The 15,349-nt window shown below is 37.5% G+C and carries 14 protein-coding genes and 11 tRNA genes; all 25 read right to left on the minus strand.

Annotated elements, in window-relative coordinates:
• Positions 1 to 191: 191 nt before the first annotated feature.
• Positions 192 to 629, minus strand: coding sequence for a DUF3021 domain-containing protein (locus HMPREF9257_RS06010; protein WP_006418451.1), 438 nt, complete (start codon positions 627 to 629; stop codon positions 192 to 194).
• Between the two features lie 20 nt (positions 630 to 649).
• Positions 650 to 1,087 (minus strand): LytTR family DNA-binding domain-containing protein, encoded by a 438-nt coding sequence (locus tag HMPREF9257_RS06015; protein ID WP_006418589.1) that lies wholly within the window; start codon positions 1,085 to 1,087, stop codon positions 650 to 652.
• 200 nt (positions 1,088 to 1,287) lie between these two features.
• A complete protein-coding gene (locus HMPREF9257_RS06020; RefSeq protein ID WP_006418592.1) occupies positions 1,288 to 3,288 on the minus strand; it encodes a SpaA isopeptide-forming pilin-related protein in 2,001 nt (666 codons plus the stop codon).
• Positions 3,289 to 4,714: 1,426 nt separating this feature from the next.
• The gene (locus HMPREF9257_RS06030) at positions 4,715 to 5,251 is read right to left on the minus strand and encodes a GNAT family N-acetyltransferase (protein ID WP_006418323.1); all 537 of its coding nucleotides are present in this window, start codon (positions 5,249 to 5,251) and stop codon (positions 4,715 to 4,717) included.
• A gap of 904 nt (positions 5,252 to 6,155) precedes the next feature.
• Entirely contained in the window at positions 6,156 to 6,866 is a 711-nt protein-coding gene (locus HMPREF9257_RS06035; RefSeq protein WP_176686278.1) for a phage major capsid protein, read from the minus strand.
• Between the two features lie 228 nt (positions 6,867 to 7,094).
• A complete protein-coding gene (locus HMPREF9257_RS06040) occupies positions 7,095 to 7,682 on the minus strand; it encodes a hypothetical protein (protein WP_040466702.1) in 588 nt (195 codons plus the stop codon).
• Positions 7,627 to 8,298, minus strand: a complete 672-nt coding sequence (locus HMPREF9257_RS06045) for a hypothetical protein (protein WP_006418377.1) — start codon at positions 8,296 to 8,298, stop codon at positions 7,627 to 7,629. The genes HMPREF9257_RS06040 and HMPREF9257_RS06045 overlap by 56 nt, the downstream gene beginning before the upstream one ends.
• 14 nt (positions 8,299 to 8,312) lie before the next feature.
• A complete protein-coding gene (locus HMPREF9257_RS09265; RefSeq protein ID WP_176686279.1) occupies positions 8,313 to 8,498 on the minus strand; it encodes a hypothetical protein in 186 nt (61 codons plus the stop codon).
• A gap of 396 nt (positions 8,499 to 8,894) precedes the next feature.
• Positions 8,895 to 9,035 (minus strand): hypothetical protein, encoded by a 141-nt coding sequence (locus HMPREF9257_RS09270; RefSeq protein ID WP_006418152.1) that lies wholly within the window; start codon positions 9,033 to 9,035, stop codon positions 8,895 to 8,897.
• 568 nt (positions 9,036 to 9,603) lie between these two features.
• A complete protein-coding gene (locus HMPREF9257_RS06055; protein ID WP_006418249.1) occupies positions 9,604 to 11,367 on the minus strand; it encodes an ABC transporter ATP-binding protein in 1,764 nt (587 codons plus the stop codon).
• Positions 11,360 to 13,126, minus strand: a complete 1,767-nt coding sequence (locus tag HMPREF9257_RS06060; RefSeq protein ID WP_006418541.1) for an ABC transporter ATP-binding protein — start codon at positions 13,124 to 13,126, stop codon at positions 11,360 to 11,362. The genes HMPREF9257_RS06055 and HMPREF9257_RS06060 overlap by 8 nt, the downstream gene beginning before the upstream one ends.
• Positions 13,110 to 13,547, minus strand: coding sequence for a MarR family winged helix-turn-helix transcriptional regulator (locus HMPREF9257_RS06065; protein ID WP_006418278.1), 438 nt, complete (start codon positions 13,545 to 13,547; stop codon positions 13,110 to 13,112). The genes HMPREF9257_RS06060 and HMPREF9257_RS06065 overlap by 17 nt, the downstream gene beginning before the upstream one ends.
• Before the next feature lie 269 nt (positions 13,548 to 13,816).
• Positions 13,817 to 13,960: a hypothetical protein gene (locus HMPREF9257_RS09275; protein ID WP_006418441.1), complete on the minus strand. Its 144-nt coding sequence runs from the start codon at positions 13,958 to 13,960 to the stop codon at positions 13,817 to 13,819.
• Between the two features lie 101 nt (positions 13,961 to 14,061).
• Positions 14,062 to 14,250, minus strand: a complete 189-nt coding sequence (locus HMPREF9257_RS08795; RefSeq protein WP_006418513.1) for a hypothetical protein — start codon at positions 14,248 to 14,250, stop codon at positions 14,062 to 14,064.
• Positions 14,251 to 14,344: 94 nt separating this feature from the next.
• A tRNA-Leu gene (locus tag HMPREF9257_RS06075) sits at positions 14,345 to 14,428 on the minus strand.
• A 14-nt stretch (positions 14,429 to 14,442) separates the two neighbouring features.
• A tRNA-Cys gene (locus HMPREF9257_RS06080) sits at positions 14,443 to 14,513 on the minus strand.
• 21 nt (positions 14,514 to 14,534) lie between these two features.
• Positions 14,535 to 14,606, minus strand: a tRNA-Gln gene (locus tag HMPREF9257_RS06085).
• An 11-nt stretch (positions 14,607 to 14,617) separates the two neighbouring features.
• A tRNA-His gene (locus HMPREF9257_RS06090) sits at positions 14,618 to 14,690 on the minus strand.
• A gap of 10 nt (positions 14,691 to 14,700) precedes the next feature.
• Positions 14,701 to 14,771, minus strand: a tRNA-Trp gene (locus tag HMPREF9257_RS06095).
• Positions 14,772 to 14,821: 50 nt separating this feature from the next.
• Positions 14,822 to 14,902, minus strand: a tRNA-Tyr gene (locus tag HMPREF9257_RS06100).
• A 3-nt stretch (positions 14,903 to 14,905) separates the two neighbouring features.
• Positions 14,906 to 14,978, minus strand: a tRNA-Phe gene (locus tag HMPREF9257_RS06105).
• A 4-nt stretch (positions 14,979 to 14,982) separates the two neighbouring features.
• Positions 14,983 to 15,055: transfer RNA gene (locus HMPREF9257_RS06110), tRNA-Asp, on the minus strand.
• Between the two features lie 15 nt (positions 15,056 to 15,070).
• Positions 15,071 to 15,143, minus strand: a tRNA-Val gene (locus HMPREF9257_RS06115).
• A 17-nt stretch (positions 15,144 to 15,160) separates the two neighbouring features.
• Positions 15,161 to 15,232, minus strand: a tRNA-Glu gene (locus tag HMPREF9257_RS06120).
• 15 nt (positions 15,233 to 15,247) lie between these two features.
• Positions 15,248 to 15,338 (minus strand) — tRNA-Ser (locus HMPREF9257_RS06125).
• Between the last annotated feature and the right edge of the window lie 11 nt (positions 15,339 to 15,349).

Below are 15,349 nucleotides of genomic sequence, written 5' to 3' on the forward strand. Positions count from 1 at the left end.
AATATTAGACCTGGTCTTAAATAAACGAAATCATGCACTCACCACTTCTGCATTATTCATACTACTTCAATTTAAATAGTGGCCTCGCATCATCCACTCCAACGATTTTTAGATAACAACACCTAAAGCCAGAAAAAAGCTGACACAAAGTCCAACTTTGCACCAGCTCTAATTTCTTCGATTAAACTGACTTATTTTGCCATCCTTTTCGCTTGAATGCCTTTATTCAAGGCTTGGGCTTGTTTTAGATTTTCCTTATAAAAACCGTACCAAATCAAGCCAGCAATCAATACTGCGCCAGCAAGTACAGCTAGTCCCATTAAGAGACCATGTCCTTGTGGTAACCAGCCTTCCCAGATGAAGACGCCCACCATCACCAGACAGCCCGTCCCCATATGGATGAGACTTTGCATGCCCATGCTTAACCGGTCATTTTCATAAACGACACTGGGTAAACCAAAACCTAGACCAATCACCAAACTACCCAAGGCCATCTTAGAAAAAGCATAGCTCGCAAACACTAGTTCTCCTTGGTTGACCCAATCAAAGACGAGGCCCACCAATATAAAAATTAAACAAGCGACTCCAAGACCAACAAAACTACTTTTCAATACTTCTTTTACTGTCATAATGTTGCCTCCTTTATGGTTTATATTCCGAAATATTTTTTCAACTCTGGTAAAAATTTACGACTAACATAATCTCCTTGGCCATTATCCAATTTTAAAAAGAGGGATCCAGAAAAACCAGCTTCAATTTCCCGAATTCGGTCCAAATTAACCAAGGTCTGCTTAGAAATTTGCTGAAAGTCGGGACCTAACAATTCTAACAATTCATACAGCCGATAACGGGATTGAAAGACTTGGTCTTGGCTATAAATCATCACTTTCCCTCCTTCAACCCGGGCCATATAGACCTGGTCCGCAGTCAGAACTACTTGTCGGTCTTCCTTGAGGCCCAAGATTGGCTTAGGTTTCCCTTGACCTAAAGTGATTAAGGCAGATTCAATTTCCGAGTCCATTTGCGCCGCATATATGACTGCAAAAGTCTCTGAATATTTGGGCGAAAGTTCTAACTTTACTTGCATCTCCTGCCACCTCCTTTTTCTTGCCTTCCTTCTCTTGACACTTAAATTGTAGACTAAATTTATTTTGTCGTCTCGTTTTTTTGCCTAAGTGGTCAAAAATCGACCCCAAGTTGCAACTAAATCGGCTAAAATAAAAAGCGGAAGAAGCTGAACAACAGTCCAGCTCCTTCCACTCTCGGAAAACTATTTATTTACTTAGGTTATTTACTATGGTTGCGGCGTCCTTTCATTAAGAAGAAACCTCCACCTGCAAGAACTAAGGCGCCTAAGGTAATTCCTAAACCAGTTGATTCACCGGTATTTGGTAAGAAACCACCTTTTTTAAGTAGGTTCACTGGCCAAGTCATATTGCCATTTTCTTTAATGGCAATGGTATCTTCCATACTTGGAAGGTCATAACCTTGAGGTAATTGGGTAATCGCAAATTTATATTCACCGGCTGGCATTTCAAAACTTGCATTACCTTGGGCATCAGTGAGAACCGCTTTGTCACCCACAGTAACTTGTACCCCTTGAACACCATGATCATTTTCGTCTAAAACTTGTACAGTTAAACGACCATTGGCTACCTTAACGGGTGGAACTGACTCAGATGAATCGCCACCAACCCGGCTTAAATTCAAGGGGAAGGTCATGTCTTGGTCTGGATCCACTGCAAACGTAGATTCACTTTGATCAATGGTATAACCTTGAGGTAAATTGCCTATTTTGTATGTATGCTCACCCACTGCAAGGGTAAAGGCAGCGTTACCTTTATCATCAGTTGATACTGTTTGGTCATCCACAGTGACACTTACACCTTTAACCGGTTGGTCTTTTTCATCTAAAATTTGGAAGGTCCATTTACCTGTTTGGGTCGGTTGGTCAGAAGAGCCATCCCCACTTTCCACAGGAGTTAAATTCAATGGGAAAGTCATATCTTGTCCTGGATCAATAGCAAAGGAAGATTCCGCCTCTTCAATCGTATAACCTTTTGGTAGATTAGAGATAGAATACTTGTAATCACCGACTGGTAAAGTAAAAGCAGCTAAGCCTTGGTCATCTGTGGTTAAACTTTGGTCACCGACAGTTACCGTCACACCTTTAACTGGCTTATCGTTTTCATCTAAAATTTGGAAGGTCCATTTACCTTCTTGAGCTGTCGCATCATCACCAGGTGCTTGCGATTGATCATCTTCCGCAGTGGCAGTCAAATTCAATGGGAAGGTCATATCTTGACCCGCTTCCACTGCAATTGAAGGTTCGGTCACATCTAAAGTATAACCTTCAGGAATTTCAGTCACATTATAGTTATAAGTACCTGCGGGTACTTCAAAGACAGCTAAACCACTTGCATCAGTCGTCACCGCTTGTTCACCTAAGGTAACCACGGTATTTGCCACAGGTTGGTCTTTGTCATCTAAAATTTGGAAGGTTAATTTACCTGTCTCAGCAGCCGCTACTTGTTCTGGAGCTGCTTCAGAAGCAACTTCTGAACTAGCTTGAGCTGGGTCCGCAGCTACACCAGGATTAGCTTGACCCTCACTACTTGAAGTTTCCCCATCGGTTTGGCTTTCAGTAGGTGCTGCTTCGATACTTTCACTTACAGCCGCTTCAGAGTTGGCTGCTGGATTCTCAGCTTCATTTGCTGTCCCCGCACCAGCATCTCCGGTTTCACTCTCACTGGAAGCTGCTGATTCAGCCTCGCCGCTCGCAACTTGGTTAAAGTATACATCAAGCTCGGAGACTAATTTAGCTGAAGTATCTTCAGCATCTTGGGCGACTTCAAGGGTAAATGGTAAGTCATATACCACACTACCATCATCGAGTGTATTTAAGGCACCCTTTTGACTGGCATCCGTATAATTACCAGAAGCTTGCCCTTCTGGATCCATGGTTTGTTGAACTTTTTCAGCGGTTACATCTTTATCACTACCGACTAAATCAGCAATGTTATAAAGACGGTAAATATAATTACCAGCTGGCAAGCTTAACTGACCTTCAGATTTATTATCTTTGGTTTGAGACCAAACTACTTCTTGGGTATCTGCATTTAAAATTTGGAATTCTACGTTTCCTTGAACTTCCGGAGCTTGACCCTCTTTTTGAACATAAACTTCAGGTTCTAAATTCACTGCTGCTTGAGCATTAATCATTGGTGTTACGCCGGCTAAAATTGCAAAGCTGGATAAAGTTAATAAGGTTTTATTTACTTTCAACATCTAAATCTCCCCCTTTTTCTTTCTGACCTTAGAATACCATAAATTTTTTCTTTGTGACCAAATCACCAAAGAAGTCACAGATTCTTGAAGAAGCTAATAATTTCTCCATAAAATATTCATAATTGCTATAAATACCATAATAAAGCTATTATTAGCGAAGCATTTTCTCATAAAATATTCATGAATCTTGACAAAATCGTTGATTGGAGATCAAATTTATTATCATTTTTATTATAACAATATTCCTCTAATTACTTGGTCATCTATTTGCCCACACAAGCATCAAAAAAATAAGATTCCATTTTGATTTTATTAACAAAACAACAACCACTTAAAACCCTTGATAATATAAGGTTTTTAAGAAAAATATTTTCAGATAAACCCATATAAAACTAACAGGAACAAGTCACTTTACATGTCACTTTGACACGCAAGAGGAAATTAAATCCCCCCCTTAGGCAAATGGAAATGAAAAGAAATTCCGGATAGTGCAACGTTGCACCATTTTGGGGTATCAGCACTATACTTGATTGCCACTCTCCTAGAATAAGACAACAACAACTTCAACATAAAAAATTAGCCAATAACTTAATAGCTAGTGGCTTTTTATTTTTTAAAATTTTTAATGAAGAGATCACACCGATAAATTCCAAATTGGACGACATCGCCAAATTTGAAAGAAACCATAACATTATTCAATAGCTAGCTTTTAAATCTGAACGTTGTTAGTTTATAAACTAACATTTTGTTTCTTTCCTTAATCTTCTATGGTATAATAAGGTTGTAGGAAATTCCTCCCTACAAGGTTGTTTCATTATCTTTCTCCTTTCTAGCAAAGATACATGTAACTATGTTTCCTTTAATGGGTTAGACATAGAAATACCCCCCTCAGTATGAATTAACATACTCTGGGGGTATTTTTGTGCAATTGTTTAATGGCTAACCTATAAAACTATCTAACTTCATAATGTAAGCGGTTAAATCGAGGTGTATTTGACGTTTAAAAACTAAATCAATATGATTGTTCCATATTAAGGTATAACGTCTTTGCCCCCTATTTATGCAGCATTGGTTGATTTAACTAGCACTATGCAGTCAATGAACATAGTTCATATTATCAATGCCATAACTTTCCCCGTACATTTCAAGAAATGAAACCAAATCAATTACATTAACTATATGTTCTCTTTTCACTATCGTTAATAACTCATTTTTTAAACTTCGTTTTTGACTTTCGTCGGTAGCTTGTAACCCTTGTCGCTCTAAGTCTAAGGCCCGATTTTTTATAAATTTGGAACTCAGCACAGTATGGGGGTCGTAGTAGTCCCCCTTTTTCCAACTAAATTTGATAAATTCTAAACCAAAATACAAAAACAGGGCTAACAGATCACTTCGTGAAGTTAGCCCTAAAACCTAAACCATTAAATCAATTCATTTCTTTATACTCATTTTCTAAGAGACCCATATTTATAATATCCTGATACAAACCATTTCTATAAATAGCCTCTCTATTACGTCCTTCTTCTTTAAACCCTAGTTTTTTATATAAATTAATAGCCTTATCATTAAATGAAAATACTTTTAAATAAACTTTATGCATATTCAATTCATTAAAAGCGTAACTTAATATCAAACTCGTAGAAGATTTTCCGTATCCTCCACCCCAATAATCTTTATTCCCAATATCAATAATCATCTCACAATTTCTGTTTTTAAAATCTATATTAACTAAAGAGATAATCCCAATACTAATTTCCCTAGACTTATCTACAATGATATAACCATGACTATTTTGAGAATTTAAAATCACATTTTTAAAAAAATTTTTTGTATCCTCGAGAGTATAAATATCTAGAAATGGACTAGTCGTTTTCATTACATCAATATTATTTCTCCAAGAATGATATAAATCAATATCACTTTCTTCCACTTTTTTTAAATATAATTTTTCGTTTTCAAACATAATATTCTCCCCTTTTTTAGAAGTGATTCTAACAAACTTAATAATTTTATTCCAATTTCTTGTCTTAAAGTTTGCGTCCTTAACAATCAAACCAAAGTCTAAAAGCACTAGAATGAGAAGTTATAACATCATGGTCTTTGTCTTCTATATGGTATATAGTCAAAACTTAAATCATAAAAAATAAAAATCCATCCCCCTCTAAGCGTTTTAAACTCGATGAGGGGGATGTGCTTTAATATACAAAATAAAACTTAAAAATGTTTATCTATTCTTTTTTAATAATTTACTAATGGTAACTGCAATGAGTATAGGTGCCCCAACAAAGCACATGATCAAAATCACCAAAAACGCGATAAGATAGACAATTGACATAATTTAAAATACCTCCTCCAAAAGTTTTAAAGTGTCAGAAACTCCTACAAGCAAAACTCTTTTAATCTAAATAATTGATATTTCTTTTATAACAGTATACCACCAGGAAGTGCCAGGGACAAATCAAAGCCTTCCGATTTTCCTTTAGAAAATACGATGAATTATATTAGTTATACTAATGGTTTATTAGTCTATCTTAATACTGGGAAGTTATTTGCTCTTATATAAGGACTCTGTCAGCCAAGTCCTTGGTTTAGAATCCCCTCGAATCATCATTATGTTCTCAATAACTTATTACCTCTTAGCAATTTTGGGCTTTTTCCTGGTTCTCAATAACCTAGAAACAATGGCTTATATTTGGAATTTTGCTACTGTCCTCTTCACCTTCTTCATATTGAGGATAAAACCACTAATTCACTAAACTAACTCAACTTTGAGATAATGAAACGAAAGAAACTACCCAATGACACAATACAAGATATTGCCTTGTGATTGTATCGTTTGAGAGGCACATAGAATTAAGAGTTTATGTTTAATCTAAAGTTACATAGTAACCAGCATTAGTGTCATTAATCACATCATCAAACCGTAGCATAAGCATTAGATTGATTCCGTATAGGGAATTATCTACCCAGCGTAAAGTGTCTCGTTGTCTATCAATAAAGCTAGCGTAAGCGTGTAGGTCTCCTACAAAGGCAACTTTATCCCCTACCGCATTACCAATCACTTCATCTGGTAAAACAATTACTTCACGACTTGATAAAGTCCCAAGAACATTATCTAATAGATTATTCTGGTCATATTCGTTATATAAGGTAGTTGACATAACAACTTGAATATCTGTTGTCTTTTGCCCCATTTTCGTATTAATAATATCTTTAATATCTTCTAACCTTGATAGGCTCTCTTGTGGGGCTTTCTTAAGTTGTTCAGCAATGTAGTAGTTCTCAGTATCAATAGTCTTATCAGTCATCATGGAAAGTACAACATCTTCAATAGCGTTATCAGTATCATCTACATCTTCTTGCGAAATTGGCAAGTATCCACGATAGTTTTTGATTTTGTAAGCTACCGTATTAAACTCAATATCCAATTTAGGAGTTGGATCTAATGGAGTAACTTCTTTAAGTGGTTCATTGGATAATGGTAATACTTTAAGGTCTCCCAATGGACTTAGACTATTATAGTGACTGATATAATTGAATAAACGTAACTTGTCTGATTGCTCCAGTGCTGAATTCAATTCGTCTGATACAACAAGACCATTCTCAAAATACAAATTGCTATCTGGTTGTTTAGTGTTAAATGTGACATCTCTCAATAACTTGCTTAAATATGTTCCCATATAAAATACCTCTTTCTATAAATATAAATAAATTGATAAAAAATATTATGAAATTACGCTGGAGAGGGAAAGAATCCCCTCACCTCGGTGTCCCCGTAGGTCTATTTTTATTTAACAGGTGGGGGGTTACTGTTGTTTTGGTAAAATAGCTACTCTTCTCATTTTTGAATGTCTAGGGTCTTCTTTCATCTCGTTGTACATATACTGAGTTACTTTAAAGTCTGAGCCACTATCATAAATATATCCAAGCCGTCCAAGATACAAGTCAATCTTATTCTTAATTTCTTTTAAGCGTTTCAATTCAGCATTGAGTTGTTGCTCGATTGATTGAGCTTTGATTATATTATCAGCGTGTTCTTGTTGTGCCTTACTCATGACCTCTCTCACTTCATCAGTGTTTACTAGATCGTTACGATACTTACCTAAGTCAATATAAGATAGGTCTTCTTCTTCAGATAATTCTTGCTCTAAAGATTTAATTGATTGTCTTAATTCAAATACTCTATGACTGTCTTCTTCTTCTTTTGCAATGGTCAATTGATACTTCATTGAATTAAGCTCTTTCTGCTTAGCCTCTAACATACTGGTATTATCATTGACTTTCTCTAGCATAGCGTTATATTTCTTAGCTTTATCTACAATTAGATTGTAAGCCTCGCTACCCATTAATTCTTGTAAGTCTATATCTATCTGAAAATCGTTTGTCTGTTTCATTATTAATTTCCTTTCTATTATCGTCCGTATCAATATAAATGCTCCTATAAAATGTTAAGTGGTGAATATTAATATGATCATAATGATGTTCTGTCTCCGTTATCACCTCATACCTATCGTAATCAAAAGCTTTAAGATAGTTATCAGCAAAGTGGTGTATGTACTCTTGAGGTGTAACAAGTAATGGGTAAGTAAATTTATGGTACAGTTCTTTGACCTCTTTACCCTCTTTCTTGTATTCCATTAATTTAATAGCCATTTCTTCCATTGCTTGAAATTCTAATTTGCTTAACCTACCTGTAGACATCTTTAATAATCTACATAAATCTCTTTGTTTGGGTACAGTAGCTGAATAGTAATCTCTTATCGTTAAACCTGATTTATCAGTAGGTAATTTCCTCTTGGGTGTTACCTTAGCCAGCTGGATATACTTTAAATAAATAATCTTTCCTAGATCTTTAGGCATAGACTTTATTGCATTTAAAGATTGTTTGTAATAAGTTATTTCTTCATCTGTAGCCTCCTTTTGGTGTCGGCTTATGATTCCCAACGTAAGCAAAGAATGAAGATTGACATTTACAATAAGATTTAAATCTTCAATAAACACACTTCTCAACTATGTGTCTCCTTTCAGTTGAACAAGTCTTTTAATTCATTTTCCAGTTCAATCAATGGGTTATTTTCATCTGGTATATCTACAACATGATTCTGCAAATAGAATTCGTATTCATCTTCTATGTATTCAATCACTTGATATACTTCAATCTCTTTACTTGAAAGATGATTCCGTTTATTCAGTTTCCTGAGCACTTTCAAATCATAGCCAACTTCTTCTAGAAACATGTCTAATTTCTGTTGATACTTATGTATTTGTCGCTTTAATAGTGATTCATTGAAACAAATAATTAACGTTGCAGTTTCTGGATAAACTGCATGTGTAGCTGTATCGTCTACCACATCAGCAATGTGGATAGGGTAAAAGGTTCTTTCTTGATAGAATTTCTTACTACAATTATCCAATTCATAACTTAGTCATCTGATTCTATACGGTAGATCTAAATAAGATTTAATAGCTAATTTTATCTCTTCTGTTTCTTGATTCATTACATAACCACCACCCCCATAAAATGAGAAAAGGACAAATAAGCATGACGCCTATCTGTCCTATGGTTTTTCCATTCGGATATGATTAATTAAATTGATTGACCGTTTCTAGTTTCCTAACTTATATGTTTCCTTAGTCTCAAGTAAATTAGGTTTCCCGTTATTAAACTTTAAAACCACTTCTCCATATTTAGGGCATTTCACTTCTACAGGTTTACCATTGATTAAGATTTCTACTTTATTTTCCATTAGCTACCTCCATATTCTTCAATGTATTCATTGGCTTTACAGTGTATCTATTCAGTTTCTGCATTTGTTCTAATGTTCGATATTTTCGTTCTAACACTAGTAACCTATGCTCCAATTCTGATAACTTTCTATTCAGTTCTTCTGTCATATCATTATCCTTTATGTAATCTTATGAATGTGTTCTATTTGTCCAATCATTGGACAACATCACCTAGCAATTAAGATTTGACTAGCCCGTTACTATCTGAAATTATTATTTTTCCAAATTTTGGAAAAGCTCAACTGATTGTTGGACAACTCTCAATATCAGTTACATTAGAATATAACCACCGCGGTATATTTCTGATTTAACTTCTTTCCGTTATACTCTCCATTTGAGGCAGTATAGTTAGGTACTGTAACTTTAACATCAATCAATTCCTCTACTGTAAAAGTATTGAGGAAACTATAAAATCACTTTTCTAGATTGTATTTCTAATTAAATTTAAATAAAAAACAGATGATTCTTTTTGTATAACTTTTCTCAAAGCATCTACAAATCGAATAATCTGTTATTTTTTCTATTAAATTAAGCTACGTCATCTTCTGTTTCTTCAAACTGACTATTATATAAGTCAGCATAGAAACCATCTACGGCCATCAGTTCTTCATGGTTACCCTGCTCAATGATATTACCTTCATTTAGGACCAGAATCAAATCAGCATTGCGAATGGTTGAAAGTCGGTGGGCAATCACAAAGGAAGTCCGTCCTTGCATCAACTTATCCATAGCTTGTTGGATTAATTCCTCGGTCCGGGTATCCACAGAAGAAGTCGCTTCATCCAAGATTAAAAGCGGTGCATCTTTAATGAGGGCACGGGCAATGGTCAATAATTGCTTTTGGCCGACAGATAGTGAAACAGAATCATCTAAGACCGTATCATAGGCCTCGGGTAACGTATTGATAAAATGATCAATTCCCACTGCCTTACAAGCTTTAATCATGGCTTCATCACTAATCCCACTTTGGTTAAACTTGAGGTTTTGTCGGATAGTCCCCTCAAAGATCCAAGTATCTTGCAAGACCATAGCAAAATAATCATGAATTTCAGCCCGGGGCATCTCTTTAATATCTACCCCATCAATCGAAATCTTGCCGCCATTCACTTCGTAGAACCGCATCAATAAATTAACCAAGGTTGTCTTTCCTGCTCCGGTCGGACCTACAATCGCCACCTTCCGCCCTGGTTTGGCATAGGCCGAGAAGTCATGAATAATGGTTTGGTCTTCATTATAGCCAAACTTAACATGATCAAATTCAACCAAGCCTTGAACTTCACTTAATTGACGTTCCTTGTGACTTTCATCAGTCATTTCAGTTTCATTTAAGAATTCAAAGACCCGTCCCATGGCTGCATTAGCTTGGGCCACTGATTGACCCGCTTGGGCAAGTTGTTGAACTGGTTGGGTAAACATCCGAATATACATCATGAATGCAACAATCACACCCATGGTAGCATCGCCATTAATCACTAGACTCGCCCCCACCACACAGACCAAGACATAACCGAAGTTACTAATAAAGCCCATGATTGGGAAAGCAATCCCTGAGAAGAATTGAGTCTTCCAAACGGCAGATTCTAACCGTTGATTAATGACATTGAATTGATTTTTGGCCTTTTCGACCCCATTATAAGCTAAAACAACATTATGACCAGAATACATTTCCTCGATATGGCCATTAACCTGGGAAAGTTCATTTTGTTGGGCTTTAAAAAAGGACCGAGATTTCTTCATCAAGAGAATTGTTCCACCAAAACCAATCACGACCGTGGCAATCGATACCCAAGTTAAGGTTACATTGGTGCGGAACATCATTATTAAAGAGCCCACCAATAAGGCCACAGACGAAATAATAGAGGCTAAGGATTGGTTAAGTGATACCCCCAAGGTATCCAAGTCATTGGTGACCCGAGACAAGGTATCCCCTTTAGAATGAGAATCAAAATAATTTAAGGGCATCCGGTTAACTTTTTGGCTAATATCATCCCTTAAGTTTTGGGTCAACCGTTGGCTAATCGTTGCCATAATATAAGAGGACCCATAATTAAGGACGGCACCAATTCCATACAACACAGCTAAACCATAGGCAATCTTAGAAATCTTGTCTAAATTCATATTCCCCATGATGCCTTGACCAATTAAATCAGTAATTTCAGAGATACGGTCAGGCCCAATCACAGAAATATAGGCACCAATCACAGAGAAAATAGCGGCCACACCGATTAATATTTTAAAGGGCCCGGTGACATAGGTATTGAGTCCAAGCTTGTTTTCTTTATTCTTAGGCATGGGCGAGTTCCTCCTTACTTAATTGAGAATAGGCAATTTCTTGATACACCTGATTATGGGCCAGTAACTCTTGGTGAGTACCTTGTCCCACCACTTTACCTTGGTCTAAGACTAGAATTAAGTCTGCATCCATAATAGTCGAAATTCGTTGGGCAACAATCAACTTGGTCGTTTGACTGGTTTCATCATTCAAAGCCTGGCGTAAAGTCTTATCAGTCTTATAATCCAGGGCAGAGAAGGAATCATCAAAAATTAAGAATTCTGGTTTACGGGCAATGGCACGAGCAATCGCCAACCGTTGTTTTTGACCTCCAGAGAAGTTAGTCCCTCCCTGACTCACATGAGCTTTTAGTTGGTCCTCTTTATTAAGAACGAAGTCTTTTCCTTGAGCAATATCAAGGGCCTGCCACATTTGGTTTTCATCCAAAGGACTGACTTTGGACTGACCAAAGTCTAGGTTAGAGGCAATATCACCATTAAAGAGAACCGCTGTTTGAGGAATATAACCAATCAAATTATTTAAGTCTTGACGGCTATAGTTACGGACATCCTGACCATCTAAGTAAATATATCCCTGACTTGCATCATAAAAACGGGGCACTAAAGAAATCAAAGTCGACTTACCTGAGCCAGTTGACCCAATAAAGGCAACAGTCTGGCCCGCACTAGCTTGGAAGCTGACATCTTCAATCACTGGATTAGGGGCTCCAGGATAGGTAAAGGAAACATGATCAAATTCAATGGATCCCGCTTGACTAGGGTCACATGCTTTAGGATTTTCCGGGTAAAACAGACTCGCTTTTGTATCTAAGACGGCATTAATCCGGCCGGTAGAAATTAAGGTCCGGGGTAAAATAATAAAAATCGCCGTCATCATCATAAAACCAAAGACTACTTGCATGGCATAAGAAGAAAATACAATCATATCAGAGAAAATACCAACTTTTTCTTGCAAGGCAGCAGCTGAGATTAAGTAGGCCCCAATCCAATAGACAGACAGGGTTAAACCATTGGACACAATCATCATCATGGGTTGCATCAAGCCCATCATCCGGTTAATAAACAAATTCAAACCAGTTAATTGATCATTGGCTTGACTAAACTTATGGTTTTGATAGTCTTCGGCATTGTATGCTCGAATGACCCGCATTCCCAGTAGGGACTCCCGCATAACTCCATTTAATTTATCGGTCAGTTCTTGAACTAATTTTTGCTTGGGGAAAACTAGGGTCATCAGTACAATTAAGATAATCAACATGACACCCACGGCGGCACCAGTAACCATAAGCCACTCAAAATTTTTATCCGCTATTTTGGTCATGGCCCAAACCGCCATCACTGGTCCCCGCACAATAACATTCAAGCCCATCGCAATAAACATTTGTAATTGAACAATATCATTGGTAGTTCGAGTGATTAGCGATGGAACTGAGAAATGTTTGATCTCAGCGGTAGAAAAATCCATCACATGTTCAAAGACATCTCGCCGTAAATCCGAAGCAAACGAGGCTGCTACCCGTCCTGATAAGTAAACCACTACAATAGATAGAACTAGAGATAAGAGCGACAAGCCAATCATTTTGGAACCTGGATCATATAGGTCTTCTACGGCCACCCCTGGGGTTTGTAGTAACTTAGTAATATCTGACATATAATCTGGAATATTCAATTCAATCCCGACACCGAGACCAATGAGTATAACTGCAAGCACAATCATCAGCACTTCTTTAGCTGTCAGTCGTTTAAAGAGACGTATCATTTTGTGTTTCCTCCTTTTGGTCAAGCAAATGATTGACCTTTTCAATATTTTTGGATAACTGGTTGAATACCTTTATCACTTGATCTAACTCAGCTTTTGATATTCCTTCAAAGAGAAAGTTTTCAATCATAAAGGAGAAATCTTTGATAATGGGTAGTTTTTCCTGGCCCAAACCTGTGAGTCTCAGACACTTATAACGTCGGTCCTTGTCATAAGGCACAACCTCAATAAAACCATTCCGCTCCATCCTTTGGACTAATTGACTGGCTACTGACTTAGAAATTTCTAACTCAGCTTCAATGTCTTTTTGGAAAACATCTTCAGCCTGGTGTTGACCTAAATAAGAAACAACATGACCTTGGGGACCATCCAAGTGTTCCAAGTCAAAATTCTTAGCCAGTCGACCGGCTAAATTATCCAAATTTTGGACAATTATCTTAAATTGATTATGGATATTAATCTCTCCTTTTTTATAAATAGTTCTCTAGAAAACTATATTAGTTAGCATGAGAACTATTATAACCTTTTAAAAGAAAAATGCAAGCAGTTTGTATCCAAATTTTTAAATTTGGTAATTATATTATATACAGTTTAAAAAAGTATGGACCACAAAGGTTTGAAATAAGTATTAACATAAAAAAAGACTGTACCAGAATTTAGTACAGTCTAAAAAAAATAAAATATGGTAAACTATCTGACTTGACCCCGCTGATATAAATGATTATATACCTGAAAATCATGGTCATGGAGTTGCTTGGCTGCGTCGGCTAACCAGTTGTTATTACTTATTAAGACACGTCCATGCATAATCGCATCGACATGACCACTAGCCAAGGCATATTCACATAAACCAGGATTATCTAATACCCCACCCCTGTGACATCAATCGAAACAAATTCCTTTATTGCTTTTGTAAAGGCTAATTGATGGTTTTCTCAAATTTCAAAACTAGGCATAATTGGCAACAAACCACCCGTGGAAATATCAAGCGCTGCAACCCCTTGACTTTCTAACCAAGTAGCAAATTCTTGATAATCCGCCAGTGAATTTCCAGACTCATGATAGGCAGAAACCGATAAACGCGTCAAAACTGGTCCAGTAAAGGTTTCTGTAACAGCAGCCAATACCTCTCCTATTCAATATACTTAAAAATCAAAAAGAAAATTTTTAAAAAAAACACCTCATCCTAAGATGAGATGCTAGAAGCCAAAGGCTATATACCGGTGATCGGGGTCGAACCGATACGCCCTCGCGGGCACTGGATTTTGAGTCCAGCGCGTCTGCCAATTCCGCCACACCGGCATGAGAAGTGTTAAAGGCGGTAACCGGATTTGAACCGGTGATCGAGGTTTTGCAGACCCATGCCTTACCACTTGGCTATACCGCCGAATAGATTATATAAAAAAAACTGGGGTAGCTGGATTCGAACCAACGAGTGACGGAGTCAAAGTCCGTTGCCTTACCGCTTGGCTATACCCCAATAATAAAATAGGCGATTGATGGGAATCGAACCCACGAATGTCGGTGCCACAAACCGATGCGTTAACCACTTCGCCACAACCGCCATGATTTAACAGGGACTGTAGGAATCGAACCCACACTAACGGTTTTGGAGACCGTTGTTCTACCGTTAAACTAAGTCCCTATCGTGAGTTGAGAACCGATTCGATCAATTTCCCAATCAAAAATTAATAATGGAGGGAAGAGGATTCGAACCTCTGAACCCGAAGGAGCGGATTTACAGTCCGCCGCGTTTAGCCTCTTCGCTATCCCTCCATATGGCTTTGGACAGAATCGAACTGCCGACACCTTGAGCTTCAATCAAGTGCTCTACCAACTGAGCTACAAAGCCAAAACGGTCCGGACGGGATTTGAACCCGCGATCTCCTGCGTGACAGGCAGGCATGTTAACCCCTACACCACCGGACCATAATATTAAATTAATGGAGGTTAACGGGATCGAACCGCTGACCCTCTGCTTGTAAGGCAGATGCTCTCCCAGCTGAGCTAAACCTCCAGTTGTTGCACTTATAATAGTCCGTACGGGATTCGAACCCGTGTTACCGCCGTGAAAGGGCGGTGTCTTAACCACTTGACCAACGGACCATAATTATATAAAAACGGAGAGTAAGGGATTCGAACCCTTGAGACACCTTTTGGGCGCCTACACGATTTCCAATCGTGCTCCTTCGGCCAGCTCGGACAACTCTCCATGCTGACTTA

The sequence above is a fragment of the Eremococcus coleocola ACS-139-V-Col8 genome, from assembly GCF_000183205.1.
Lineage (GTDB): Bacteria > Bacillota > Bacilli > Lactobacillales > Aerococcaceae > Eremococcus > Eremococcus coleocola.

Excerpts from the sequence above, each read along its gene's own strand:
- HMPREF9257_RS06020 (WP_006418592.1), bottom strand. The coding sequence starts at position 3,288 with ATGTTGAAAGTAAATAAAACCTTATTAACTTTATCCAGCTTTGCAATT.
- HMPREF9257_RS06040 (WP_040466702.1), bottom strand. The coding sequence starts at position 7,682 with ATGAAACAGACAAACGATTTTCAGATAGATATAGACTTACAAGAATTA.
- HMPREF9257_RS09270 (WP_006418152.1), bottom strand. The coding sequence starts at position 9,035 with ATGGAAAATAAAGTAGAAATCTTAATCAATGGTAAACCTGTAGAAGTG.
- HMPREF9257_RS06030 (WP_006418323.1), bottom strand. The coding sequence starts at position 5,251 with ATGTTTGAAAACGAAAAATTATATTTAAAAAAAGTGGAAGAAAGTGAT.
- HMPREF9257_RS06055 (WP_006418249.1), bottom strand. The coding sequence starts at position 11,367 with ATGCCTAAGAATAAAGAAAACAAGCTTGGACTCAATACCTATGTCACC.
- HMPREF9257_RS06010 (WP_006418451.1), bottom strand. The coding sequence starts at position 629 with ATGACAGTAAAAGAAGTATTGAAAAGTAGTTTTGTTGGTCTTGGAGTC.
- HMPREF9257_RS06060 (WP_006418541.1), bottom strand. The coding sequence starts at position 13,126 with ATGATACGTCTCTTTAAACGACTGACAGCTAAAGAAGTGCTGATGATT.
- HMPREF9257_RS06015 (WP_006418589.1), bottom strand. The coding sequence starts at position 1,087 with ATGCAAGTAAAGTTAGAACTTTCGCCCAAATATTCAGAGACTTTTGCA.